The organism is Allofournierella massiliensis (genome assembly GCF_004345265.1).
Lineage (GTDB): Bacteria > Bacillota > Clostridia > Oscillospirales > Ruminococcaceae > Allofournierella > Allofournierella massiliensis.
On record NZ_SLUM01000003.1, the window covers coordinates 1 to 23,732 of the forward strand.

General features: G+C 62.5%; 22 protein-coding genes and 1 pseudogene. 11 read left to right on the forward strand and 12 right to left on the reverse strand.

The features are described from left to right. The coding region (locus EDD77_RS18255; RefSeq protein ID WP_207667961.1) for a hypothetical protein at positions 1–183 on the forward strand (183 nt) is incomplete at its 5' end. Positions 184–217: 34 nt separating this feature from the next. Here the strand turns inward: EDD77_RS18255 and EDD77_RS02060 are convergent. Genes EDD77_RS02060 through EDD77_RS02070 form a run of 3 tightly spaced genes read right to left on the reverse strand, consistent with a single transcriptional unit; the run spans position 218 to position 2,847 of the window. Beyond that, positions 218–1,612: an RNA-binding domain-containing protein gene (locus EDD77_RS02060; protein WP_058962873.1), complete on the reverse strand. Its 1,395-nt coding sequence runs from the start codon at positions 1,610–1,612 to the stop codon at positions 218–220. A gap of 21 nt (positions 1,613–1,633) precedes the next feature. After that, complete coding sequence (locus EDD77_RS02065) at positions 1,634–2,080, reverse strand: threonine/serine exporter family protein (RefSeq protein WP_058962872.1); 447 nt, start codon at positions 2,078–2,080, stop codon at positions 1,634–1,636. Positions 2,081–2,082: 2 nt separating this feature from the next. Then, complete coding sequence (locus tag EDD77_RS02070) at positions 2,083–2,847, reverse strand: threonine/serine exporter family protein (protein ID WP_058962871.1); 765 nt, start codon at positions 2,845–2,847, stop codon at positions 2,083–2,085. Between the two features lie 161 nt (positions 2,848–3,008). Between EDD77_RS02070 and yqeC the strand changes: the two genes are divergently transcribed. Next, on the forward strand, positions 3,009–3,734 hold the full coding sequence (gene yqeC / locus EDD77_RS02075; protein WP_058962870.1) for a selenium cofactor biosynthesis protein YqeC: 726 nt from the start codon (positions 3,009–3,011) through the stop codon (positions 3,732–3,734). A gap of 2 nt (positions 3,735–3,736) precedes the next feature. Next, positions 3,737–4,531 (forward strand): selenium-dependent molybdenum cofactor biosynthesis protein YqeB, encoded by a 795-nt coding sequence (gene yqeB, locus EDD77_RS02080; RefSeq protein WP_077138450.1) that lies wholly within the window; start codon positions 3,737–3,739, stop codon positions 4,529–4,531. 253 nt (positions 4,532–4,784) lie between these two features. Here the strand turns inward: yqeB and EDD77_RS02085 are convergent, their stop codons facing one another. Further along, positions 4,785–5,498, reverse strand: coding sequence for a LytR/AlgR family response regulator transcription factor (locus tag EDD77_RS02085; protein WP_058962868.1), 714 nt, complete (start codon positions 5,496–5,498; stop codon positions 4,785–4,787). 22 nt (positions 5,499–5,520) lie between these two features. Beyond that, positions 5,521–6,168 (reverse strand): nucleotidyltransferase family protein, encoded by a 648-nt coding sequence (locus EDD77_RS02090; protein WP_132587292.1) that lies wholly within the window; start codon positions 6,166–6,168, stop codon positions 5,521–5,523. A gap of 129 nt (positions 6,169–6,297) precedes the next feature. On the opposite strand from EDD77_RS02090, the gene EDD77_RS02095 reads away from it, so the two are divergent. Further along, positions 6,298–6,624, forward strand: coding sequence for a hypothetical protein (locus EDD77_RS02095; RefSeq protein WP_058962866.1), 327 nt, complete (start codon positions 6,298–6,300; stop codon positions 6,622–6,624). Positions 6,625–6,683: 59 nt separating this feature from the next. Here EDD77_RS02095 and EDD77_RS02100 read toward each other — a convergent pair whose 3' ends face one another. Further along, positions 6,684–8,033 (reverse strand): MATE family efflux transporter, encoded by a 1,350-nt coding sequence (locus tag EDD77_RS02100; RefSeq protein WP_082669476.1) that lies wholly within the window; start codon positions 8,031–8,033, stop codon positions 6,684–6,686. Between the two features lie 252 nt (positions 8,034–8,285). Here EDD77_RS02100 and EDD77_RS02105 point away from each other — a divergent pair, with 252 nt between their 5' ends. From EDD77_RS02105 to EDD77_RS02130, 6 genes are all read left to right on the forward strand, one after another. After that, positions 8,286–9,803, forward strand: a complete 1,518-nt coding sequence (locus EDD77_RS02105) for a hypothetical protein (RefSeq protein WP_058962865.1) — start codon at positions 8,286–8,288, stop codon at positions 9,801–9,803. Positions 9,804–9,819: 16 nt separating this feature from the next. After that, positions 9,820–10,680, forward strand: coding sequence for a hypothetical protein (locus EDD77_RS02110; RefSeq protein ID WP_058962864.1), 861 nt, complete (start codon positions 9,820–9,822; stop codon positions 10,678–10,680). Between the two features lie 121 nt (positions 10,681–10,801). After that, complete coding sequence (locus tag EDD77_RS02115; protein WP_058962863.1) at positions 10,802–11,191, forward strand: BlaI/MecI/CopY family transcriptional regulator; 390 nt, start codon at positions 10,802–10,804, stop codon at positions 11,189–11,191. A gap of 1 nt (position 11,192) precedes the next feature. Beyond that, positions 11,193–13,241 (forward strand): M56 family metallopeptidase, encoded by a 2,049-nt coding sequence (locus tag EDD77_RS02120; protein WP_058962862.1) that lies wholly within the window; start codon positions 11,193–11,195, stop codon positions 13,239–13,241. Between the two features lie 170 nt (positions 13,242–13,411). Further along, on the forward strand, positions 13,412–13,693 hold the full coding sequence (locus tag EDD77_RS02125; protein ID WP_058962861.1) for an autorepressor SdpR family transcription factor: 282 nt from the start codon (positions 13,412–13,414) through the stop codon (positions 13,691–13,693). Then, positions 13,683–14,348, forward strand: a complete 666-nt coding sequence (locus tag EDD77_RS02130) for an SdpI family protein (RefSeq protein WP_058962860.1) — start codon at positions 13,683–13,685, stop codon at positions 14,346–14,348. Before EDD77_RS02125 ends, EDD77_RS02130 begins: the two co-directional genes overlap by 11 nt. A 356-nt stretch (positions 14,349–14,704) precedes the next feature. Here EDD77_RS02130 and clpB read toward each other — a convergent pair whose 3' ends face one another. The 6 genes from clpB to EDD77_RS02160 all read right to left on the reverse strand — a co-directional run bounded on the left by clpB (position 14,705) and on the right by EDD77_RS02160 (position 21,978). After that, on the reverse strand, positions 14,705–17,305 hold the full coding sequence (clpB, locus tag EDD77_RS02135) for an ATP-dependent chaperone ClpB (protein WP_058962859.1): 2,601 nt from the start codon (positions 17,303–17,305) through the stop codon (positions 14,705–14,707). Positions 17,306–17,513: 208 nt separating this feature from the next. Beyond that, entirely contained in the window at positions 17,514–18,557 is a 1,044-nt protein-coding gene (locus EDD77_RS02140; protein WP_132587293.1) for a sulfate/molybdate ABC transporter ATP-binding protein, read from the reverse strand. Further along, the gene (modB, locus tag EDD77_RS02145; protein ID WP_058962857.1) at positions 18,554–19,219 is read right to left on the reverse strand and encodes a molybdate ABC transporter permease subunit; all 666 of its coding nucleotides are present in this window, start codon (positions 19,217–19,219) and stop codon (positions 18,554–18,556) included. The genes EDD77_RS02140 and modB overlap by 4 nt, the downstream gene beginning before the upstream one ends. A 238-nt stretch (positions 19,220–19,457) precedes the next feature. After that, positions 19,458–20,351, reverse strand: a complete 894-nt coding sequence (modA, locus tag EDD77_RS02150; RefSeq protein WP_058962856.1) for a molybdate ABC transporter substrate-binding protein — start codon at positions 20,349–20,351, stop codon at positions 19,458–19,460. Positions 20,352–20,455: 104 nt separating this feature from the next. Further along, positions 20,456–20,926 (reverse strand): cyclic pyranopterin monophosphate synthase MoaC, encoded by a 471-nt coding sequence (moaC, locus tag EDD77_RS02155; RefSeq protein ID WP_058962855.1) that lies wholly within the window; start codon positions 20,924–20,926, stop codon positions 20,456–20,458. A 29-nt stretch (positions 20,927–20,955) separates the two neighbouring features. After that, positions 20,956–21,978, reverse strand: coding sequence for a molybdopterin-binding protein (locus EDD77_RS02160; RefSeq protein ID WP_058962854.1), 1,023 nt, complete (start codon positions 21,976–21,978; stop codon positions 20,956–20,958). Between the two features lie 332 nt (positions 21,979–22,310). Here EDD77_RS02160 and EDD77_RS02165 point away from each other — a divergent pair. Further along, positions 22,311–23,711, forward strand: a pseudogene (locus EDD77_RS02165) (aldehyde dehydrogenase family protein); the annotation flags it as partial. Positions 23,712–23,732: the final 21 nt, after the last annotated feature.

Consider the following 23,732-nt stretch of genomic DNA (forward strand, 5'->3'; position numbering starts at 1 on the left):
GCAAGTGATCCTGTGGGACCATATTTTCCAAACTTACAAATTCCAGCTGTCCTCGATTTTCTGCGTTCTTTACCAGCATTTTTATCCCCCCACACCATTATACCGCTTTCTTTTCCTCAATACGAGAAAAAGGCCACCTTTCGGTGGCCTTTTTCGACAGGCTGCGGCGGGCGGTATCCATAGGATACCGCCCGCCGGTGTTTTCTGTTTTTGCGTTTTATTGTTTCAGCCGCCAACTGCCCGCTCCGGCAGGTTCCACCGCGCCGATGGCCGCCAGCCGGGCCAGCATCCGGCAGACCTGACGGGAGCTCAGACGCAGCGCTCCCGCCAGCTGGGCCGGGCTGGCGCTCACCTGATCGGTCAGGTATTCCAGCAATGCCTGGCTGCCGCTGGCGGCAGGCCGGGGAGGCAGGGCGGGCCGGGGCGCAAAGGTCAGGCGCAGGCAGGTGGCACCGGGGCGCATATCTTCCCGGATGGAGGGTTCCTCCCAGCCCTGCAGCCGCCACACCGCCTGAATCTGGGGCAGGCCGCTGCCCGCCCGCTGCCCCACACCCACCAGCCGGAACAGCTCGCTCAGGCCCGGGTTACGGGCATCGCTGATGCCGCCAGCCAGTGCGCTGGACGGCTCCACCCGGAAGCAGCCCGGGTTGGTGATGTAGAGCTGGTGGCTCCGCTTTTCAATGGTCAGGCCCCGGGGATCCTGATAATCCGCGTGAATCAGGGCGTTGGCCAGCGCCTCCCGCACCGCCAGCTGCACCGGATGATCTGCCGGGCCGGGCAGGCGGGGATCGGCGCAGATGCGGTGGGCCGCCGCAAAGTAAAAGTCAAACAGTGCGCCGTTCCAGCCGGTGCCGTCCGACCGCAGGCGGCAGGCAAGGCCGGGCTGCAGCTGCTCCCGGTAGGAAAGGCGGAAATGGGGCCACACCGAACGGATGGCCCACGCTTCGCCCAGCAGCAGAAGCCCGGCGGCGGTGGGGTAGAGCGCCCCGTTTTGCGTCCGGGTCAGTGCGCCCAGACGCAGCAAAAGGCCCGCGTCGCTCAGCTCGCCCCACACATGGCCGGGGCGGCAGCGCAGCAGCCGGGCCCGGTAACGGGTCACCGCGGCGGGGCAGAGGGCGTTCTGATCCAGCCCCTCCAGCGGGGCCAGATCCCGGGGCAGGTCTGCCTGATCCCGCATCATGGCCCGCACCTCCTCGGCGGAGCAGTGGTAATCTCCCTCCCCGCCCCGCCGGTAAGCGCCGGAGAAGGGATCCGTGCCCAGATACACCGGCCGGTTGTGGCGGTCGGCACGGGGCACATGGATGATCACAATCCGGTTGCCGCCGCTCTCGTCCACCCACACGTCGGTGGAGCGCAGAATGTTGGCGCTCACCCGGGCCGGGTCGTTGACAATCTGCCAGAACTGGCGTACCAGTTCTTCCGGGTCCCGCAGAGGAACCGAAGCGAGGGTTTTGTTTTCGGTTTCGATCACGCCCAGCAGAATCAGCCCGCCGAAGGAGTTGGCGAAGGCGGAGTAGGTTTCCCAGATGCTGCGGGGCAGCCCGCCCTGGGCGCGTTTTGCCTCCAGGCGGTTGTTCTCCCGGTATTTTTCCAGGTGGGCAAGGTCGATCATAGGCGGTACCTCAACAAGGAGTCATTTTGACCAGTGGCTGGCCAGACGGCGGAACCAGCTGCCCGGAAGCTCCAGCCCCAGCAGGATGGCCAGCACCATGGCGATGGCGGTTTTCAGGGTGGCAAAGCCGATCTGCCCCGCCTCGGCGGTGGCGTTATTCACCATGGCGTAGGCGGTCTGGTAGATGCCCAGACCGGGCACCAGCGGGAAGATGCCCGCAATCAGGAAAATGGTGGCCGGGCAGCGCAGCTGCACCGCCGAAAACCGGGAGATGCACAGCACCGCAAAGGTGGCCAGAAAGATGGCGGGCAGCACCCCCCAGAGGGGCTTGAAGAGCAGATAGACCAGCCAGCCTGCCGCGCCGGTGATGCCGCAGCGCAGATAATACCGGGTGGGCACATGGAAGATCAGGGCAAAGGCCACCGTGCCGATGCCTGCGGCCAGTACCTCACAGAGAAAACGCTGCATGCTCACACCCCCCACGCAGTGTAGGCGGCCATCACCGCGCCCACACCCAGGGCGAGGCAGGCCACCACCAGAATGGCGTCCAGCAGGCGAACGCTGCCGGAGATATAGTCCTCGTCGGCAATGTCCCGGATGCCGTTGGTGAAGGCCACGCCGGGCAGAAGCGGCACCACCGCGCCGGCGGTGACCATTTCCAGATTGGTGCCGATGCCGAAATGAGTCAGAATCAGCGCGCACAGGGTGACCAGCGCCCCGCCGCTGATGTTCATGGCAATTTTGGAAAGCCGCCCCCGTACCAGATACAGAAAGTAAAGATACAGCACCAGCCCGCACAAAAAGGCCGCGGCGGCATCCCAGCCGGTGCCGCCGAACAGGTAGCCGAAGGAGGCGCTGCCCACGCCGGAGGCCAGCACCTGCTGCCAGCGGGGCTTGGAGGGCATGGCTCGGATGGCTTCCAGCCGCTCGTGGGCTTCGGCGGGGGTGTGCAGCCCCAGCTCAATTTCCCGGGAAAGCTGGTTCACCGCGTCGATCCGGTCCAGCCGGCCGCCGCCCAGCGGAATGTGCCGCACCCGGGCCTGATAGCGGCGGGGCCCGCCCCCGGTGGAAAGCAGCACGCCGTTGCTTAAAATAAAGGTATCCAGCCCGGGGTTGCCGTAAGCCCGGGCGATGCGTTCCATGGTATCGCTCACCCGGGAGATTTCGGCCCCGGAGGCCAGCAGGATCTCGCCCGCGAGGGATACGGTTTCAAAAATAAGATCGCGGTCCTCCATGGCGGGGCCTCCTTTACGGGCGGATTTTGCCCTTTTATTATACGGCGGTTTGCAGCCGGTTACAAGCGAAACCCGGCGGCTGCCCTCTTGCACCGGAGGGCGGATTTCGTTATACTGAAAGTTACACAACGGATGAACGGAATCGGGGAAAGGAGCAGACCATGAGCAGAACACTGACACAGCTTCTGGATGTGCGCCCCGGCGTAACCGCGCTGGTGGGCGCGGGGGGCAAGACCACTGCCATGCTGACGCTGGCCGAAGAGCTGGCCGAAGCGGGCAGGCGGGTGATCGTGACCACCACCACCCATATATTTCCGCCGGATGCCGGGCGGTATGGCCCGGTGTTTTCGCCGGAGGATACAGCAGGCATTGCCGCGGCGCTGGAGCGCACCGGGCTGGCGGTGGCTGCCGGGCCGCTGGACGAGCGGGGCAAGCGGACCGGAGTGAGCGATGCACAGGTGAAGGGGCTGCTGGAGCTGGCAGAGTATGTACTGGTCGAGGCGGACGGTTCCCGCCGCCTGCCCTGCAAAACACCGGGAGACCGGGAGCCCGCCCTGCCCGTCAAAACGGAGCTGGTGGTGGGCGTGCTGGGGCTGAAAAGCCTGAACCACCCGCTGGAAGCGGTGTGCTTCCGGGCCGGGCTGGCCGCCCGGCGGCTGGGGGTGGAACCGGAAAACCCGGTAACGCCGGAGCTGCTGGCCCGGCTGGCTGCCGAGCCCTGGGGCCTTGCCAAAGCCACCGAAGGGCGGCGGTTTGTGATCCTGCTGAACCAGAGCGATGCCTGCGATCCGGCGCAGCTTTGCCGGGTGGTACAGGCCGTGAAAGAAACAAGCGGCGCCCCTGTGGTGAGCGCCGCACTGCAAAAAAGAGAATGGAAAGAGGAATGAGTATGCTGATCGTGATTCGAGGCGCCGGCGACATTGCCACCGGCATCGGCTGGCGGCTGTGGCAGTGTGGCTTTGATGTGGCCATGACCGACCTGCCCCGGCCCACCTGCATCCGCCGCACGGTGGCCTTCTCCACCGCGCTGGAGGAAGGAAGATACACTGTGGAAGGTGTGATCGCGGTGGCCTGCCCGGATCTGGAATCCGCCCGGGCGGCGCTGGCAGAGCGCTGCGTGGCAGTAATCCCGGATCCGGAGGGGAAGTGTATCAAAGCCCTGCAGCCTGCCGCCGTGGTGGACGCGGTGCTGGCCAAGAAAAATCTGGGTACTGTCATCACTGACGCGCCGCTGGTGATCGGGGTGGGGCCCGGCTTCTGCGCCGGGCAGGACTGCCACTATGTGGTGGAAACAAAGCGGGGCCACCGGCTGGGCCGGGTGATCGAAGAGGGCCCTGCCGCCCCAAACTCCGGCCTGCCCGGCAACATCATGGGCTACACCGGCGAGCGGATCATCCGCAGCACCGTCAGCGGCCGGTTCGAGCCACTGTGCGCCATCGGTGATCTGGTCCAGGCCGGTCAGACGGTGGCCCGGGTGGATGGCGTGGAGCTGAAGGTGCAGATTCCCGGCATGATCCGGGGCATGCTGCACGAGGGCATCCAGGTGACGCCGGGCTTCAAGTGCGGCGACGTGGATCCCCGGGGCCGGGAGGCGGACTACACCACCATCTCGGACAAGGCCCGGGCGGTGGCCGGCGGCGTGCTGGAGGCGATTCTGCGCCGCTACGGCAGCCGGATGCAGTGAGGCGTTTTGTACAGGACGCAGAATACCGAAAAAGACGGAAAAACACAGGCCGCCGCGTACCGTAAGGTGCGCGGCGGCCTGTGTTCCCTTGACCGACTCCGAAGAGATCGTGCAATTCCCCGCAGTTCCACCCAAACCGGAACTGCGTACTATTATTATAACATACTTAAGGCAATAAAGAACAAAATATGCACAGAATCAAGGCGATGCGACACAAAATAAGGGTTTTCGCCGGTGGCCGGGTGAGCCGGTTTCAGCTGTTCTGCCAGATAAGAAACTCCCGCCGCAGCTGGGAGAACTGCTTCACGCTTACCGGAATGGTCTGGCCGGTTTTCAGCAGAACGGTGTAGTTGGAAAACCGCTCCACATACCGCAGATTTACCACGAAGCTGCGCTGCACCCGCAGAAAGCCGCGCCCCTCCAGCTGATTTGCAATCTCCTGAATCGACACCCGGAATTTTCGGGTGGTCCAGAGTGCAGAAGAGGAGAAGAAGGCGGTGACCGAATGGCCGGAAGCCTCGAAATAGAGAATCTGCTCCAGCGGCAGAAACACATCCTCCCGATCCGCCCGCAGGCACAGGGTGTTGGTGGGGGAGAACAACGCATTCCACAGGCTGTCCATGCAGGCGGTGAAGCTCTGGGGCAGCTGGGGCTTGAGCAGATAGGCGAAGGCCCGCACCCGGTAGCCGTCCGGCGCGCAGTCCAGTGTGTCGGAGGTCAGAATCACCGGGGTTTCCGGGCTCAGCGCCCGCAGCTGGGCGGCAATTTCCAGATTGGGGCATCCGGCGGAGTGTACCTGCAGAAATACGGCGGTACATGCGCAGGTGCGGCAGAATGCCAGCAACTGTTCCGGGCGGGAGAAACGCTCCACCCGGCAGGGAAGATCATACCGCTCCAGATATTCATGAAGCAGGGCGGAAATGGATTCCGCATCGGCAGGCTGCGTGTCGCAGATGGCAAACAGCATGGCAGGGACACTCCTTTGGGGCTCAGGGTAACGATTGGCTTTGCAGGGCCCGGGCAATGCGCTCCAGGGCTTCGGGGGTATCGGCGTCCCACAGTTCCAGGGGATCCTCTGCCTCGGTGAGGCACACAAGCTGCGGCGCCGCCTTCAGAACGGCGCTGCCGCCGGTTCTGGGCGGCAGACTGGCCAGCGCGGCAAAATGCTCCGCGCCGAACAGCACCGGGCTTGCGCCCACCCCCTGCCAGGCAAGCCGGTGAATGCACCGGGGCTGGCGGCGGAAGGCTTCCTTCAGCCGGGTAAGGCTTTCCGGCCGGCACAGGGGCTGGTCGCCCTGGCAGATCAGGCATCCGTCCATGCCTTCCATGTAACGGATGCCCAGACGAATCACGTCGCTGCGGTCCTCCCGGTCATGCAGCAGGCAGGCAACGCCCTGATCGGCGCACAGCCTTGCCACCTGAGGCCAGCGGGTTACCACCAGCGTTTTAAAGAATACGCCGGCAGGCAGGTGCTTCAGCGTGTGGGTCAGCAGGGTCTGGCCGCACAGATCAGCCAGCAGCTTGTTGGAACCAAAACGTCTGCCCTGGCCGCTGGCCAGGATCATGCAGCCGATCTTCACGGCGATGCGCCCCCTTCGGATGGATTCCGCGCACAGCGCACGGGTGACGGACGTCACTGTTTTGCTTCTTATTGTAATATAATTCAGTCAGGGATGCAAGCGGGGCCTTTGGATGGCTTTTTTGGCACAAAGACCGTATAATAAAGAAAACACCCGCGTGCCGGGCGCAAAAAAGGAGAAGGCGGCATGATCCATTTCAACTATCCCAACTACCCCATGCAGTGGTACAAAAACAAGAATCCGGTATCCGGCAACGCGGGGCAGTTCAATTACAAGGTCCTGCGTGACGGCGATGAGCTGGCCGCCTGGTGCTGGATGGGTGTCTGGTGCATGGAAAAGACAAAGGATGTGAAGGAGCGGCGCTTTGCCTTTGGCGAGGAAGGCGTGGCTCAGGCCATCGCCTGGCTGAAGGAGGAGTTCGACAGCCACAGCCGGGAAGAGATCGAAAGCAAGCTGGGCTTTTTCACCACCGAACCCTACACCCCGCCGAAGGAGGAAAGCGGCGAGGGCTGAGAAAAACAGCAAAAGGGAGCGCCCCGGCCGGGATGCTCCCTTTTGCTGTTTGAAAAGAATCACACGGTTTTGATGTGCCGCCAGCCGCCCCGCTTCCAGCGGATGACAAAGATTACCGCCCGCAGGTTTTCGTCCAGCGCGAAGGCCATCCAGACGCCCACGAGGCCCAGCCCGAAATGGATGCCCAGCAGCCAGGCCACACCCACGCCCACGATCCACTGGCTGGCGATGCCCACCAGCACCGGGAAGCGCACGTCGCCCACCGCCTGCAGGTTGCGCACCATCACAATGTTGAAGCAGCGGCCCAGCTCCAGAATGACCTCCACGATCATCACCTTCTGGCCCAGTGCAATCACCTGAGGGTCGCTGCTGAACAGGCTCAGCAGCGGCTGAGAAAAGACGGCCAGCACCGCCGCGATGATCAGGGTGATGGGGGTGAAGGTTTTCAGCACCTTCCAGTTCTGGCGGTCGGCCTGGTCGAAATCCTTCGCGCCCACGCAGTAGCCCACCACAATGGCCACCGCCTGGCTCACCGCACTGATGAGCATGTAGCACACCTGAGCGAACATCACGCAGTACATGCGGGTGGTTACCGCGAAGGTGCCCATCAGGTTCACGAACACCAGACTGGTGGACTGGGAAAGATTGTAGGAAAGGCCCTCGCCGCCGGCCGGCAGGCCGATGCCCAGAAACCGCTTGAGCAGTCCGGTGGGGAAGGGGCGCAGCACCTTCAGGCTCACCCGGGCGTTCTGCACCGTGTGGAAGAAAGCAAAGATCATCATCAGCATGCCCACCGTGCGGCAGATGCTGGTGGAGATGGCCGCGCCCGCCGCGCCCAGCTGAGGCATGGGGCCGAGGCCGTAGATGAAGGCGGTGTTGCCCACAATGTTGATCAGGTTGATGACGCCGGTGCTCAGCATGATGACCAGCATCTTGGCGTGCGCCCGCAGAAAGGCGCTGAAGGTGAGCATCAGTGCCTGACAGGGCAGGCTGAGGGCGGTGATGAGCAGATAGCTTTTGGCCTCCGGCCGGGCCTCCATGGGCACCTGCATCAGGCTGAACAGCCCGTCCGCACCCAGAAGCAGGCCGGTGGTGATCACAAGACTTACGACCAGATTCAAACAGACGGCCAGGGTGTAGATCTGTTCCACCTTGTCGTATTCCCGTGCGCCCAGATACTGGCTGAGCATGATGGTGGCTGCCAGACTGATCACGTTGAAGGTGAGGATCAGGGTGGTCATGATCTGGTTTGCGTTGCCCACCGCGGCAACGGCGGTGGCGTTGTAGCGGCTGAGCATGATCTGGTCGATGTTGCCCACCAGCATCTGCAGCAGCAGCTCGATAAAGACCGGCCAGGTCATGGCCAGCAGCGAGAACTCGTGCCCCGCAATGGTGATTTTTCGGCTCAAAACGATTCCTCCTCTATGGGCGGCCGGCGGCCGCCTTGTAAAACCAGAAACATTATAGCGCAAACAATTTTCGCTTTACAGTTGGAATTTCGACGATTCTTCCAGAACATGGGCGCTGAATTTATGCACAATTACTCCGCCGGTGGTTTCGGTTTACTTTTGAGGGGGTTTGTGTTACCCTGATAAAGGATTTTTGCATGTGGGCGGCCGATGCCGCCCGCACAGAAAACACGCCGCAAAGGAGGGCGCTTTTTGAACAGGAACATTCCCCGCATCGCCCGGCTGGCCGCCGCCGCACTGGCGGTTCTGGCGCTGGCGGCCGCGTTTGTGCTGCGGTTTTCCTACTCCACCAGCTTTTTGTATCCCGGCTACTGCGGGTTTGACTCCGCTATCTTTCAGACCATCGGCAAGTACTGGGCCGAAGGAGTCACCCCCTATGCCCGGCTGTTCGACCACAAGGGCCCGCTGATCTTTTTTGTGGATGCGGTGGGCTACTGGCTCCACGGCCGGGCGGGCATCCTTGTGGTGCAGACGGTGAGCCTTGCCGTGACCGTATGGGGGCTGTACCGGTTGGGGCGCACCGGGCTTTCCCGCCCCTGGGCGGCGGGGGCCGCGGCGCTGGCGCTGGTGTATCTGGCCCGCACCTTCGACGAGGGCAACATGACCGAGGAATACAGCCTGCCCTTTCTGGCGGTGAGCCTGTATCTGGCGGCGCGCTGGTGCCTTGCCCGCAAAAAGGATCCCGCCGCGCCCCATCCCTGGCAGTGGGCGGCGGTGTACGGCGCGTCCTTCGCGGCCATTCTGATGCTGCGGGTCACCAGTGCGGTGGCGGTGTGCAGCTATGTGCTGGTGATCGCTCTGGCGCTGCTGGCAGGCCGCCAGTGGAAAAACCTTCTGGCCAACATGGGCGGCTTTCTGGGCGGCTTTGCGCTGCTCACCGGGCCCTTTGCGGTGTATTTTGCCTGCAAGGGTTCGCTGGCGGACATGCTCTACGGTACCATCGGGTACAATATTTTTTATGCCACGGAGTTTTCCATCCGGGAGTATTATGCAAACAGCCAGTGGGCGGCGAGTACCCTGAGCCGGGTGCTCACGGATTTCGGCGCGCCCCTGTTTCTGCTGGCGGTGCTCTGCATTGCGGCCCTTGTGCGGCGCAAAAACGATCTGCTGGCCTGGGGCGGGCTGCTGAGCGGGGCGCTGAGCATGTATGTGCTGTTCACCAACCGGCCCTATGTACATTATTTCATGATTGTAACCCCGCTGATCCCGCTGGCCTTTGTGCTGGCGGCGGAGCTTGTGCGCACGGGCAGGGGCAAAAAGCTGGCCCTTGCGGCCCCGGCGCTGTGTGCGCTGTGGGCGGTGAGCCTGCTGATCCGTCTGCCCGGCTGGAGCACGGACAGCTTCATGGCCAAATACCCCTATGAGACGCAACCCTACAACAATGCGGCCCGGGCGGCTGCGGCGGTGATTCCGGAGGAAGAGCGGGATTCGGTGCTGGGCTACAATGTGGACGCCCAGTGGTATCTGGCGGCGGACATCCAGCCCTGCCAGCGGTATTTCATTCATCAGGACTGGCAGGCCGCGGAGGATCCTTCCATGCGCAGCGAGATCAATGAGTTCCTGACGAAGGAGCCATCCAAATGGCTGGTGGTATCCGGCCCGGTGGAGGATACGGTCCAGCAGCTGCTGGACGAGCAGTACACCGCGGTGAGCGGCGAACAGCAGTTTACGGACTACGCAAGTTATGTGCTGTACCGCCGCAACAGCTGAAAGGAGAGAAACGCCCATGGGCATGAAACGATGCGCTTTGCTTCTGGCGGCGGCGCTGCTGCTTCTGGGGTGCGGTTGTGCCGGAAAGCAGGCTGCTTCCCAAAGCACGACACAGCTGCGCGCCCTGAAGCCGGCGGAGGGCACCGCGGTGGTCACCCAGCATCCCGGTCTGTATGATGGGTACGAATATTTCGGCGCGTTCACCGGCGACTGGGCCTTTGTATACAGTCAGGGCCAGGCGGGCTACCGGGCGGCGGGGGGCGAGTACAAGCCCCTGTATGCCGCCGATGCAGACACGGTTTTGCAGCAGGGCCGGAAGGGCGGTTATGAAGGCCCGGCGGATGACACCGGCCTGTGGCAGCGAATGGACTGGCTGGCGGAAAACTATGCCTATCTGTCCGGGGCGGACATGGTCCCCTGGTACGAGGGCGGGCTGTGGGGCTTTTCCGATCTGGACGGCAACACCAAACTGGAATCCCAGTTCGACAATCTTGCCGCCATGTGGGCCTATCAGGAAACGATCGCCCCGCCGCTGCCCACCGCCCAGCCGGTGCAGCCGCCGGAAGGGGCGGAAGTCTGGTGGACGGACCCGGAAGGCGAGGGCGTTTATGTGCTGGTGGGGGAGAAGATCCGCCGCTACAACGCCCAGGGCACCGAGCTGACCACCCCGGCGCTGGCCCGGCTGACGCTGCAAACCGACGAGAAGGGAAAAAGCACCCTGACCATCACCGATCAGGACGGCCGGCAGCTGATTCAGCTGACCAGCACCCAGCCGGACCCGCTGCACACCGAAAGCGAACTGCGCTTTGACGGCGACTGGTTCTACTGGAAAACCGACGAGGGCAGCGTGCTGCCCTGCCGCATCACCGTGGAATGAGCATTTGAGAAAAAGAGGCCCCCGGGGCCTCTTTTTTGTTTGCCTGGGGCTTGACAGAATATATTCTACAACCGTAGAATATAATTAGATACTACAAGTGTAGAAAATAGAGGTGAACCGGATGGACAATAAAATCAAACGCCTGCCGGACGCTGAGCTGGAGGTCATGAAGGCGGTCTGGGCGGCCCGGGAGCCGGTGACCCGCACCCAGCTGGAGCAGCTGCTGGGCAGCAAAAAGCAGTGGGCGCCCACCACCATTCTGGCCATGCTCACCCGGCTGGAGCAGAAGGGCTTTCTGGAGCGGGAAAAGCAGGGCCGGGCCTATCGGATCCGGCCGCTGGTGAGCCGGGAGGAGTATATTCAGGTGGAGAGCCAGAGCGCGCTGGGGCGCATGTTTGGCGGCAGCGCAAAGAATCTGATCGCCGCGCTGCATCAGTGCCATGCGCTGAGCCGGCAGGAGGTGCAGGAGCTGGCAGATTATCTGGAAGAGCTGAAACAGGAGGAAGAGTGAGATGAACGCCCTGTTTTTATCGGTGGCAGCGGTGAGCGTCGGCGGCAGTGCGGCGGGGCTGGTGTGGGCTCTTGTGCAAAAGCGGCTGGAAAAGCGGGTCTGCGCCCGCTGGCGCTGCCGGGTCTGGACCCTGCTGCTGGCGGCATTGCTGATCCTGCCGCTGGCGGGGCTTCTTCCGGCAGGCACAGCGGTGGACAGCCGCCCCGGCGTGGTGCTGGAGGTGCCCGAAGCGGCTGTCCGGCCCATGGCGGCGCCGCCGCGGTCACAGAGGCAGACCGGCCCGGAAACTACGATGTCCGATGAAACAGTCGGCCTGGCCGGGGAGGGGCAGGTACACGCAGGGCTGACGCTGCCCAGCCCACTGACTGCTGCTGCCGTGGTATGGCTGCTGGGTGCGACGGGAATGCTGGCGGTTCAAACAGCGGCGTACCTTCGCTGGCGGCATGCGGTGAAGCGCTGGGAGCGGCCTGCCCCCGCCTGGGTGGAGCCGATGGTTCGCGCCGCCGCCATTGAGGCGGGTCTTTCCAGCCAGCCGAGGGTGCGGCAGAGCCCGCTGGTGGCCAGCCCCATGGTGGCGGGGATGGTTTCGCCCACCCTGCTTTTGCCGAAAAACCTGCCGCCCCGGGAGGAGCTGGCGATGATCTGCGCCCATGAAATGGCCCACTGCCGCCGACGGGACATCCAGCGCAAGCTGCTGATCCTGCTGGCGCGGGCGGTGCACTGGTTCAACCCGCTGGTGCACTGGATGGCCGGGCAGGCCCAGCGGGAGATCGAGCTGGCCTGCGACGAAACGGTGGTGACAAACCGCCCGCCCCAGTGGCGGCAGGCCTACTGCCAGGCGCTGCTCCATGCCATCGGCGCTGCCGGGCAGCCCGCACCGGTGCTGTCCACCCGGTTTGCGCTGGAAAAGGAGCAGATCATGCGCCGCTTTGCCCGGGTGATGCGGCCGGTGAGGGGCAAAAAGGGGGCGGCGGTGTTCGGTCTGATGGCCCTGCTTGCATTGCTGTGCTGCTGCGGGCTGCGGGTGCAGGTTCCCGGCGGGGAAAGCGCCTCGGAGCCGGTTTCCGCTGCGGCCTCCAGCGTAACTTCCGAACCGGCGGCAAGTGAGTTGTCTCCCGGCACATCCGCAGGGGAAAACGAAGAGCCGCCAGAGGATATGGAAGCCACGGCCGCCCGCATCGCAGAGACCGATCCGGTGACTGCACAGGGTTACCGGAACGCCTTCGCATTGGTGGACGCGCTCAAGCACGGCGACCAGCAGGCGGTGAACCGGTGCTTTGCCCTGAGCGGGGAGCCGATGTACGATGCGGGCTTTTACGCTCTTTCGGACATTTCCGGGTTGGAGCTGAACAGCGGTGCGGTGGGGCTGACCGAGCAGGACGGGAGCTACCGGGTGTTCGTGGATCTGGATGTGGAAAAACGGGGGAATACCCCGCTGCCGGAGGGGCAGCATATCTACTGGCTTACCTTCCACGATGGAATGGACAGCTTTTATGACGAGGGCTGCATCTGGAAAATGCAGCCGGAGAGCGACCTTGACCGGCATGGCGCGCCGGGGCTGGATGCGGCACAGCTGGAAGAGCTGCAGGATGAAATAAAGCTGGTGCGGGGCTGGCTGAGCAGAGACGATTTTGCCGGCACGGAGGAGATTGGCGCCGGTGCGCAGCTGGCCTACCTGTTTGTGCGTATGGAGCAGGAGAGGGAACTGGCCGAAGGCCAGCCGGCCACGCTGGAACAGCTGGCAGATGCAGCCGAGCGCTATCTGGGCATTTCGGACTACCAGCCCACGCCGGAGGTGCTGGACGAAATGTGCCATGAGGAGCAGGGAGGCTGGCAGCTGAAAGCAATGGGCGGCCTTTTGGAGGGACCAGAGCCCGCAAGTCGGTTTACTCAGGTCTATCGACAGGGAAGGGACTATGTGGTGGTGCTGTGGCAGTACCGCGACGCCCAGGGTCTGGTGCCGGAATACGGCTACTTCTACCGGATGAACAATATCGAAAACAAAGACGGCAGCTGGCGGGTGGTCAGCTGCGATGTGATGGCCGCATGATGGCGCAAAGCGAACAGGGACGCGGCGGAATATGCCGCGTCCCTGTTTCTGCCCTTGACAGTACCCCGGCCCTGTGCTATACTGAAGCTGTAAAGATATTTAGAAAGTTATATAAATATCAAAAAACAAAAGCAAGCGGCCCGAACAAGGGCGAAAGGAGGCCTGTGAGCATGGGCGATGCGTTCAAGGCGCTGGCGGACCCGACCCGGCGGCACATTCTGGAGCTGCTCAGCGGCGGCGAGATGACCGCGGGCGACATTGCCGCCCAGTTTCAGATGGCGAAGCCTTCGATCAGCCACCATCTGAGCATTTTGAAGGCGGCGGGCCTGGTCACCGACGAGCGGCGGGGGCAGAACATCGTGTACTGCCTGAACCTGACGGTGTTTCAGGAATTGATGAAATGGTTTTACGATATGGGTTTTGCCAGGGGAGGCGAAAACGATGAACAATAAAAAACTTCTGATTGCGCTGGGGGCGGTGTGCCTTGTGAACTTCGTTGCCCACCTGTGCTTTTATCCCTCTTTGCCGGATACCGTGCCCATGCACTGGGGCTTTGACGGCCAGGTGGATGGCTGGGGCCCGAAATACATGGTGCTGGTTACCGCGCTGATTCCAGCGGCGATTCTGCTTTTGATCGCGGTGGTGCCGAAGATCGACCCCCGCAGCGAGAACTTTCAAAAGTTCGGCGGCATCTATCGGGGTTTTCTGGCGGGCATTGTGCTGTTCATGTGCGGCATCAGCTGGCTGAGCGAGCTCACCGTTTACAACGTGCTGCCGGACGGCAGCAGCCTTGTGGGCGTGCTGGTGAGCGGCGGCATCGGCATCCTGTTCATCCTGCTGGGCAACTACATGCCCCGCATCAAGCAGAACTACACCTTCGGCTGCCGCACCCCCTGGGCGCTGGCGGACAAGCACAACTGGAACCGGACCCAGCGCATGGGCGGTATCACCTTTGTGGTGATGGGCGTGGCCCTGCTGTTCCTGGGCCTGTTTGCAAAGGCGCTGGGGGAGGGGCTCGCCCTTGGTGCGCTGCTGGTGGTGGTGCTGGGCGGCACGGCGTGGATCTTCGTTTACTCTTTTCTGGTGTTCAAAAAAATCATGCGATAAATGCAAAAAATCCCCGTGGCAAAAATGCCGGGGTGACATAAGAAAACGACGCCGGAAAAGAGCTGTTTTTGCGGGATTGCAGCGTCAAAGCCCCTTGACAACCACCAAGGGTGCCTGCGGGTCTTTTCCTTGCACTCCCATCAAAATCAGCTCTTTTCCGGTGCTGTGCAGTTCTGCCCCAGGATTTTGGATGCAGAAAGTGCGAAAAGGGGCGGCGCAAGCCTTGATGGCTTGCCCGCCCCTTTGAACATTTTGTGCGCCAAAACCCTACGGCAGAACCGTTGTTTTCTTATGCCACACCGGCTAAGACCACGGGGATTTTTTTGCATTCTGTTGCGATTCGGGAAAGGGGCGAATCAGCGCAGAATGAGCGCGCCGTTCTCCACGTCCACGGTCAGGGTATCGCCGGTGTTGTGCACGCCGCCGATGATCTCTTTGGCGATCAGGGTTTCCACACGGCTCTGGATGAACCGCTTCAGCGGCCGGGCGCCGTAGATGGGGTCGTAGCCTTCCTCGATGATGAAGTCCTTCGCCGCGTCGGTCACCGCCAGATTCAGCTGCTTGTCGGCCAGCCGCTTGCGCAGGTCGTCCAGCTGTAGCTCCACGATGCCGCCGATCTCGGCCTTGGTCAGAGGCTTGTAGAAAACGATCTCGTCCAGCCGGTTCAGGAACTCCGGGCGGAACTGGCTCTTCAGCAGGCCGTCCACTGCTTTGCGGGCGTCCTCGCTGATCTGGCCGTCCTCGCCGATGCCCTCCAGAATATACTGGCTGCCCAGGTTGCTGGTCAGGATGATGATGGTGTTCTTGAAGTCCACCACGCGGCCCTGACTGTCGGTGATGTGGCCGTCGTCCAGCACCTGCAGGAGGATGTTGAACACATCCGGGTGAGCCTTTTCCACTTCGTCGAACAGCACCACGCTGTAGGGATGGCGGCGTACTGCTTCGGTGAGCTGGCCGCCCTCCTCATAGCCCACATAGCCCGGAGGCGCACCGATCAGACGGCTGACGCTGAATTTCTCCATGTATTCGGTCATGTCGATGCGAACCATGTTCTTTTCGTCGTCAAACAATGCCTGCGCCAACGCCTTGGCCAGCTCGGTTTTGCCCACGCCGGTGGGGCCCAGGAAGAGGAAGCTGCCGATGGGGCGGTTGGGGTTCGCGATGCCGGCCCGGCTGCGCAGGATGGCCTCGCTCACCTTGGTCACCGCTTCGGACTGGCCGATCACCCGTTTGTGCAGGATGTCCTCCAGACCCAGCAGCTTCTCCCGCTCGCCTTCCACCAGCTTCTCCACCGGGATGCCGGTCCAGCGGGCCACGATGCGGGCGATCTCCTCGTCGGTCACCCGGTCACGCAGCAGGTTGTCCTGCGTCTGACCGGCGGCCTCGGCCTTCTTTTCCTCTTCGGCCAGCTGCTTCTGCAGTTCGGGCAGCTTGCCGTATTTCAGCTCGGCAGCCCTGTTCAGATCGTACTCCCGCTCGGCCTTTTCGATGGCGGCGTTCGTCTGCTCGATCTGCTCGCGGATGCTCTGCACCTTGCCGATGCTGCTCTTCTCGTTGTCCCACTGGGCCTTCATGGCCTTGAACTGCTCGCGCATCTCGGCCAGCTCCTTTTGCAGGGCGGCCAGACGCTGGGCGCTCAGGGTGTCGGTCTCCTTCTTCAGGGCGGCCTCCTCGATCTCGTGCTGCATGATCTTGCGGCGCAGATCGTCCAGCTCGGCGGGCATGGAATCCATCTCGGTGCGGATCATGGCGCAGGCCTCATCCACCAGGTCGATGGCCTTGTCCGGCAGGAACCGGTCAGAGATATAACGGTTGGACAAGGTAGCCGCGGCGATCAGGGCACTGTCCTGAATTTTTACGCCGTGGAACACCTCGTAGCGTTCCTTCAGGCCACGCAGGATGGAGATGGTGTCCTCCACGGTGGGCTCATCCACCATCACCGGCTGGAACCGGCGTTCCAGAGCCGGATCCTTCTCGATGTACTGGCGGTACTCGTCCAGCGTGGTGGCGCCGATGCAGTGCAGCTCGCCACGGGCCAGCAGAGGCTTCAGCAGGTTGCCCGCATCCATGGCGCCGTCGGTTTTGCCCGCGCCCACAATGGTGTGCAGCTCGTCGATGAACAGGATGATCTGGCCTTCGCTCTTCTTGACCTCCTGCAATACGCTCTTCAAACGCTCCTCAAATTCGCCCCGGTACTTGGCACCGGCCACCAGAGCGCCCATGTCCAGGCTGAATACCTTGCGGTCCTTCAGGTTCTCGGGTACGTCGCCCCGCACGATTCGCTGGGCAAGGCCCTCGGCGATGGCGGTTTTGCCCACGCCGGGCTCACCGATCAGGCAGGGGTTGTTCTTGCGCTTACGGCTCAGGATGCGGATCACGTTCCGGATTTCGGTGTCACGGCCGATCACCGGATCCAGCTTCTGCTGACGGGCCAGCTCAACCAGTTCCTGACCGTACTTTTTCAGTACGTCGTAGGTATCCTCCGGGTGGTCACTGGTCACCCGCTGATTGCCCCGCACGCCGGACAAAACGCTCAGGAATTTGTTCTTGTCGATGGAGAAACGCTTCATCAGCTCGGCCACCGCGCTGTTGGGGTTCTCGATCAGAGCCAGGAACACATGCTCCACGCTCACATATTCGTCCTTCATGGCGGTGGCAGTGCTCTCAGCCGCGTTCAGCACCTTGTCGGTGGCGGCGGAGATGTAAATTTTGTCCGCCTCACGGCCGGAGCCGGTCACATGGGGCAGAAGGGAAATCTTCTGGGCAGCGGCGGAAACAAAGTTGCCGGGCTCCACGCCCATCTTCTGCAGCAGCTGGGGAATCAGGCCCTGTTCCTGATTAGCAATCGCAAAGAGCAAGTGCTCAGGCTCCAGAGTCTGGTTCTGATATTCAATGGCGGTCTGCTGGGCGCTTTGCAGCGCTTCCAGCGTTTTTTGTGTAAATTTGTTGGTGTTCATTGGGCAAGCCCCCTTTTCATTACCGAACAAAGTAAGAATTCTTGTTTGTTTTAGCACTCTCGTGCCTCGACTGCTAACATTGTAAAACCGCTGCTTTTACTTGTCAAGAGGGTTCACAAAAAATTAACATTTTTCCGTGTGGCGGGCACAGAAAAGCCCGCCCACGCCGTTGGAAAACAGCATGGGCGGGCGGCTGACCGCTGAATCCTCAGCGGGTGAGCAACAGAATATTTTCCGGTGCCACGCCCAGTTGGGCGGGCAGAGGGTTCGGGCGCTTGTCCTTGGCCATGCGCCACCAGATGTCCGGCGTGCCGGGGGTCTGGTTCGGGGTGCGCATCTGGATGATCCACTCGAAGGGCTCCTCGATCTGGCCGGTGTATTCCACCTCGAACCGGTTGGCCGGGGCCTTGGGGTGGAAGTAGTGGGCCCGGATGCCGATGGCGCACAGATCCTCCGGCACCGGGCGGGCGGTGGTGAACTGGATGCCCCAGTCCTCCACCCAGACGGTATTGGGGCCGGTGCGCCGGGCCGCCGCGATGTTCTTGCAGCCGGTGAGCCGCGCCGCCGCCCGGCTGCCCGGGTCGGCAAATACCTCCTTGGTGGCCCCGCAGCGCAGCAGCTGGCCCTCGTCCAGAATGGCCAGCCGGCCGCACATGTGGTAGGCTTCGTCCCGGCTGTGGGTCACCAGCAGCACGTCGCCGGAAAAATCCTTCAGCACCCGCAGCATGTCCAGCTGCAGCTGCTCCCGCAAATGGCTGTCCAGCGCGGAGAAGGGTTCGTCTAATAAAAGCACCTGGGGCCGGTTTACCAGAATCCGCCCCAGCGCCACCCGCTGCTGCTGCCCGCCGGATAATTCAGCCGGGCGGCGCTGCTCCAGCCCGGCAAGGCCCAGCAACTCCACCGCCTGCCGGTAAAGAGTCTGCTTCCTGGCCTTGTCCTTTTCCCGGTGCAGCCCGGCCAGCAGGTTCTGGCGCACGGTCATGGTGGGGAAGAGGGCATAGCTCTGGAACAGATACCCCACCCCCCGCTGCTGGGGCGGCAGGTTGATGCGCTGCTCGGAGTCAAAGAGGGTGCGGCCATCCAGCACGATGCGGCCCCGGGCCGGCGTTTCCACCCCGGCGATGCAGCGCAGGGTCATGCTTTTGCCGCAGCCGGAAGCGCCCAGCAGGCCGGTGATGCCGCCGTCGGTTTCCAGCGATACCTTTAAATGAAAGGAACCCAGATCCTTTTCGATGTCCACAAACAGGCTCATGGGGCGCGCCTCCTTTGCTTTTGCTCCAGCAGGTTCACGGTGAGCAGCACCGCCGCGCTGATGGCCAGATTTACCAGCACCCAGGCAAAGGCGGCTGCGTCATCGCCGGTGCGCCAGAGCTGGTATACGGTGGTGGAGATGGTGGCGGTGCGCCCGGGGGTGTAGCCGATGAGCATGCTGGTGGCGCCGTATTCGCCCAGAGCCCGGGCAAAGGCCAGCACCGCGCCCGCCAGAATGCCCTGACGGCAGGCGGGCATGCGCACCCGCCAGAAAATATAGGTGTTGGAAAGCCCCAGTGTGCGGCCTGCGTCCGTCAGACGCTCATCGAAGCTCTCGAACGCGCCGCGGGCGGTGCGGTACATCAGGGGGAAGGCCACCACCGCCGCGGTGAGGATGCCGCCGTACCAGGTCATCACGAATTTGATGCCGAAATTGGCGAGGAAGATGCCCAGCGGCCGTTTGGCCCCGAACACCAGCAGCAGAAAATAGCCCACCACCGTGGGGGGCAGCACCAGCGGCAGGGTGAGCACCACGTCCAGCAGGCCCTTCACCAGCCGGGGCAGCCGGGCCACATAGTAGGCGGCAAAGATGCCGGAAAAGAACACCAGCACACTGCTGATGGCAGCAATGCGCAGCGAGTTCCAGAGGGGATACCAGTCCATGGAAAAAACTCCAATCCGAAAAATGGGGCAAGGCAGCCTGCCTTGCCCCGTTTTGTTTGTTTCAGGCGGCTCCGCATAATTTCAGGTGGTGGAGCGCGCCGGAAAATTTTTTGTGATATGAACCAAAAAGCACAGCCAAGCCTTGGTGGCTTGGCGAGCATTTTTGGAAAATAGCACGGGAAATTTTGGTGCGATACGCCACCTGATCCCTTGGGCGTAAATTGTGCGGAGGTGCCTTTTATATTACAGGGGAGAAGCCCACTTCCTCAAATACCTGCATGGCCGCATCGGTCTGCAGATAGTCCAGGAAGGCCTGCGCCTCCTCGCTGTGCTGAGAAACGTTCAGCACGGCGGCGGGGTAGATCACCTGGCCGCACATCTCTTCAGTGGCGTAGTCCACCGGGGTGATTCCGGCGCTGAAGGCGTCGGTGCAGTAGACCACACCGCAGTCCACGCTGCCCTCGGTGATCTGGGTGGTGACCTCCTTCACGTTGGAGCCGTAGGTGATCTTGCCGGCGTTTGCCAGTTCCTCTTCATTCAGGCCATAATAGGCCAGAATCTGCTGGGTGTACTGGCCCACCGGCACGTCGCTGTTGCCCATGGCCATCAAAATGTCGCTGCCTTCCAGTGCTTTGGCCAGATCGTCAAAGCTGGTGATGGCTGCGTCGCTGCCCTCGGCCACGCACAGGGCAACCTTGTTTTCCAGCAGGTTCACCCGGGTGCCCTCGGCCACGAAGTCCAGCCCTTCGGTGTTCACGCTGGCGTCAGCGGTCTTGTCCAGCTGATCCATCTGCTTCTGCCCGGCGGAGAGGAACACGTCGCAGACTGCGCCCTCCTGAATCTGAGTTTTCAGGGTGCCGGAGGAATCGAAGTTGAAGGTCAGGGTCACATTGGGGGCTACGGTCTTGTAGTCCTCGGCGATCTGGTTCAGGGTCTCGGTCAGGCTGGCGGCGGCAAACACCGTCAGCTCCACCGGTTCGCCCCCGGTCTCGGCCTGAGAAGCGGAAGCGGACGCCGCGCCGGAACCGGCGGACACGGCAGAAGAGGGGGAAGCGGCGGAAGATGCGCCGCCGCAGCCTGCCAGCGAGAACGCCAGCGCGAAGGCTGCGGCCAGTGCGAATGCCTTTTTCATGGATAAAACTCCTTTTCCCGTATTTCAGGGATATTTCTTTTCAATCTTTGTGGATTTACACAGAGCTGAAGCAAAAGGAACAATCGCGGGGGAAAATGCGCGGCTCAGAATACAAAGTCGCCGCTTTTACCACCCTGCTTTTCGCAGAGGTGGATGTCGGAAATGACCATGCGCTTGTCCATGGCCTTGCACATGTCGTATACGGTGAGCAGCGCGGTGGAAACGCCGGTCAGCGCCTCCATCTCCACGCCGGTTTTGCCCTCGCACTGCACGGTGCAGCGGGCGGTGATGGAGTGGCTTTCGTCGTCCAGAGTAAAATCAACGGCGCACTTGGTCAGCGCCAGCACATGGCACAAAGGAATCAGGTCGGAGGTGCGCTTGGTGGCCATGATGCCCGCCACCCGGGCCACGCCCAGCACGTCGCCCTTTTTGGCGCTGCCCTCCTTCACGGCCTGATAGCATTCGGCGCTCATGGAGATGCGCCCGGAGGCGACGGCGGTGCGGTGGGTCACGGCCTTGTCGGTCACGTCCACCATGATGGCTTCGCCCTTTTCATTTAAATGGGTAAACGGCATAAGAATACTCCTTTTATCAAAAGAATGGGTCAGGCCTTGCCGAAGCCGCAGTTGGGGAAGGTGCACACCGGGCAGCTCAGGCACAGCCCGCCGTTGCCGTAAGCGGCCAGCTGATCGGCGCTCACCGGTACGCCTGCCACCAGATAGGGCAGCACCAGATCAAAGATGGTGCGCTTGGCGTACATCACGCAGCCGGGCAGGCCGCACACCGGGCGGTCGCCCTCGGCGTAGGCCAAAAGGAACATGGCTCCCGGCAGCACCGGCGCACCGTAGCTCACAACGCGGGCGCCGGTGTTCCTGATGGCCAGCGGGGTCTTGTCGTCCGGGTCCACGCTCATGCCGCCGGTGCACAGCACCATGTCCGCGCCCTCGCGCAGCATCTGGTTGGCTGCGGCGGTGATCTTCTCGTGGTCGTCGTTCAGAACGGTATGCCAGGCCATCCGGCAGCCGTATTCCGCCAGCTTCTGTTCGATCACCGGGGTGAAGGAATCCTGAATGCGGCCGTAGAACACCTCGTTGCCGGTGGTCACCACGCCCACCTTCAGCTCCCGGAAGGGCACCAGCCGGAACAGGGGCTCGGTTCCCACAGCGGCGCGGGCAGCGTCCATCTTGGCGGTCTCGATCACCAGCGGGATCACCCGCATGCCGGCCAGCTTGTCGCCCTTTTTCACCGCAAAGCCGCCGTGGCGGCAGGCTACCATCACCTCGCCCAGCCGGTTCAGGCGGAACAGCCGCTCGGTGTCCACCAGAAACAGGCCGTCCACCTGGGCGGTCAGCTCGATTTTGCCCTCGCTGGGCTCGCTGGCGCTCATGTATTCGTTCTGGCACAGCTGACGCAGAATCTCGGCCGCGTCGTTCTCGTGCAGGTGGTTTTCGTCGTTCTCCCAGATGTAGATGTGATCCTTGCCCACGCTCAGCAGCACCGGCACGTCCTCAGGAGTAATCACATGACCCTTTTTGAATACGGGGCCCTTCTTGACCCCGGGAATGATCTGGGTGATGTCGTGGCAGAGCACCTGGCCCACCGCGTCCTCGGTTTTCATCAGTTTCATAAACAAGCCCTCCCGTGAATGAATCCGAAATACCGGCGCCCCACCGCCCTGAAGAGACAGGGGGGCACCGGGAAAATGCGTTTTTAAAATCTGAACCCGGCGGCGCAGATCAATGCGTCGAGGCTTACGGCGATTCCGCCGTTTCGCCTGCGGGTGCCACAGGCTGGTTCTTTTCTGATTGTAGCACAGAAGGCGTTGTTTCACAAGAGAAATAACGGGTAAAAAGAATGACTTATTTCCCCGGCCGCAGGGGGCGGCTTTGTCTTGTTCGGGTGTTTATGGTATAGTAAAAAAGACGATAACCATATAAAACAGGCAGGAATCAGGAGAACTTCATGAAAACTGAACGACTGAACGAAACATCCGCCCGTGCGCTTCTGGACGCACAGAAAACATATTTTGCCACCGGAGCCACCCGCCCGCTGGAATTCCGGCTGCGGCAGCTGCAGGCGCTGTACAAGGCGCTGGAGCGGCATGCCCCGGAACTGGAAGCGGCCCTGAAGGAGGATCTGGGCAAGAGCCGGTTCGAGAGCTACACCAGCGAAATCGGCATGGTGCTGGCGGGCATCTCTCACATCCGCCGCCATCTGGCCCGCTGGATGAAGCCCCGCGCAAAATTCGCGCCCGTGCAGCTGTTCCCCGGTCGCAGCATTGTGGAGCCGGTGCCCTACGGCTGCGTGTACATTCTGGGCCCCTACAACTACCCGGTGCAGCTGCTGCTGGAGCCGCTGGCCGAGGCGCTGGCGGCAGGCAACTGCGCGGTGGTCAGCCCCTCCGAGCTTACCCCCCATGTGGCCGAGGCGGTTTCGGCCATGCTGGCCGAGACCTTCCCGCCGGAGTATGTGTGCTGCGTGCCTGCGGGCATCGAGAACAACACCCTGATGCTGCACAGCCGCTTTGATTACATCTTCTTCACCGGCAGCCCCCGGGTGGGCCGCATCGTGATGCAGGCCGCCGCGGAAAATCTGGTGCCGGTGACGCTGGAGCTGGGCGGCAAAAGCCCGGTGATCGTGGCAAGGGATGCCCATCTTGCCACCGCCTGTGAGCGCATCGTGTGGGGCAAGCTGATGAACGCGGGCCAGACCTGTGTGGCGCCGGACTATGTGCTGGTGGACCGGAGCATTCAGGAAGAATTTCTGCAGGGGTTGGAAGCGGCCATCCGGCGCTTCTACGGCCCGGATGCCCAGAAGAGCCCGGACTACGGCCGCATCGTGAACGAGGGCCACATCCGGCGGCTTGGCCGCATTCTGGAAGCGGACAGGGAAGCCATCCGGTTCGGCGGCCGGGTGGACGAAGCCGACCGGTACATCGAGCCCACCATCCTCTGCCCAAACAGCATGGACGCGGCCTGCATGCAGGAGGAGCTGTTCGGCCCGCTGCTGCCGGTGTTCGCTTATGACGACCTGAACGGGGCGCTGGAGATCATTAACAAAGGCGAAAAGCCGCTGGCCTTGTATGTGTTCAGCCGGGACAAGGCGCTGGTGCGCCGGGTGCTGGATTCCACCGCCAGCGGCGGCGTGAGCGTGAACGACACCATCGGCCATATTCTGGACCCGGATCTGCCCTTTGGCGGGGTGGGTCAGTCCGGCATGGGCAATTACCACGGGCAGGCGGGCTTTCTCACCTTTTCCCACCAGCGCAGCGTGCTGCGGCGGGGGCTTTTCCCCATGCGCGTTGCGTTCCCGCCCTTTACCGAAAAAGGCGAGCGCACCGTGCGCCGCCTGATGCGATGAGCGGGAGCAGGTGGGCTGCCT

Coding starts and splice junctions, on each gene's coding strand:
- EDD77_RS02060 (WP_058962873.1), bottom strand. CDS start 1,612: ATGATCGACCTTGCCCACCTGGAAAAATACCGGGAGAACAACCGCCTG.
- EDD77_RS02065 (WP_058962872.1), bottom strand. CDS start 2,080: ATGCAGCGTTTTCTCTGTGAGGTACTGGCCGCAGGCATCGGCACGGTG.
- EDD77_RS02070 (WP_058962871.1), bottom strand. CDS start 2,847: ATGGAGGACCGCGATCTTATTTTTGAAACCGTATCCCTCGCGGGCGAG.
- yqeC (WP_058962870.1), top strand. CDS start 3,009: ATGAGCAGAACACTGACACAGCTTCTGGATGTGCGCCCCGGCGTAACC.
- yqeB (WP_077138450.1), top strand. CDS start 3,737: ATGCTGATCGTGATTCGAGGCGCCGGCGACATTGCCACCGGCATCGGC.
- EDD77_RS02085 (WP_058962868.1), bottom strand. CDS start 5,498: ATGCTGTTTGCCATCTGCGACACGCAGCCTGCCGATGCGGAATCCATT.
- EDD77_RS02095 (WP_058962866.1), top strand. CDS start 6,298: ATGATCCATTTCAACTATCCCAACTACCCCATGCAGTGGTACAAAAAC.
- EDD77_RS02110 (WP_058962864.1), top strand. CDS start 9,820: ATGGGCATGAAACGATGCGCTTTGCTTCTGGCGGCGGCGCTGCTGCTT.
- EDD77_RS02115 (WP_058962863.1), top strand. CDS start 10,802: ATGGACAATAAAATCAAACGCCTGCCGGACGCTGAGCTGGAGGTCATG.
- EDD77_RS02120 (WP_058962862.1), top strand. CDS start 11,193: ATGAACGCCCTGTTTTTATCGGTGGCAGCGGTGAGCGTCGGCGGCAGT.
- EDD77_RS02125 (WP_058962861.1), top strand. CDS start 13,412: ATGGGCGATGCGTTCAAGGCGCTGGCGGACCCGACCCGGCGGCACATT.
- EDD77_RS02130 (WP_058962860.1), top strand. CDS start 13,683: ATGAACAATAAAAAACTTCTGATTGCGCTGGGGGCGGTGTGCCTTGTG.
- clpB (WP_058962859.1), bottom strand. CDS start 17,305: ATGAACACCAACAAATTTACACAAAAAACGCTGGAAGCGCTGCAAAGC.
- EDD77_RS02140 (WP_132587293.1), bottom strand. CDS start 18,557: ATGAGCCTGTTTGTGGACATCGAAAAGGATCTGGGTTCCTTTCATTTA.
- modB (WP_058962857.1), bottom strand. CDS start 19,219: ATGGACTGGTATCCCCTCTGGAACTCGCTGCGCATTGCTGCCATCAGC.
- modA (WP_058962856.1), bottom strand. CDS start 20,351: ATGAAAAAGGCATTCGCACTGGCCGCAGCCTTCGCGCTGGCGTTCTCG.
- moaC (WP_058962855.1), bottom strand. CDS start 20,926: ATGCCGTTTACCCATTTAAATGAAAAGGGCGAAGCCATCATGGTGGAC.
- EDD77_RS02160 (WP_058962854.1), bottom strand. CDS start 21,978: ATGAAACTGATGAAAACCGAGGACGCGGTGGGCCAGGTGCTCTGCCAC.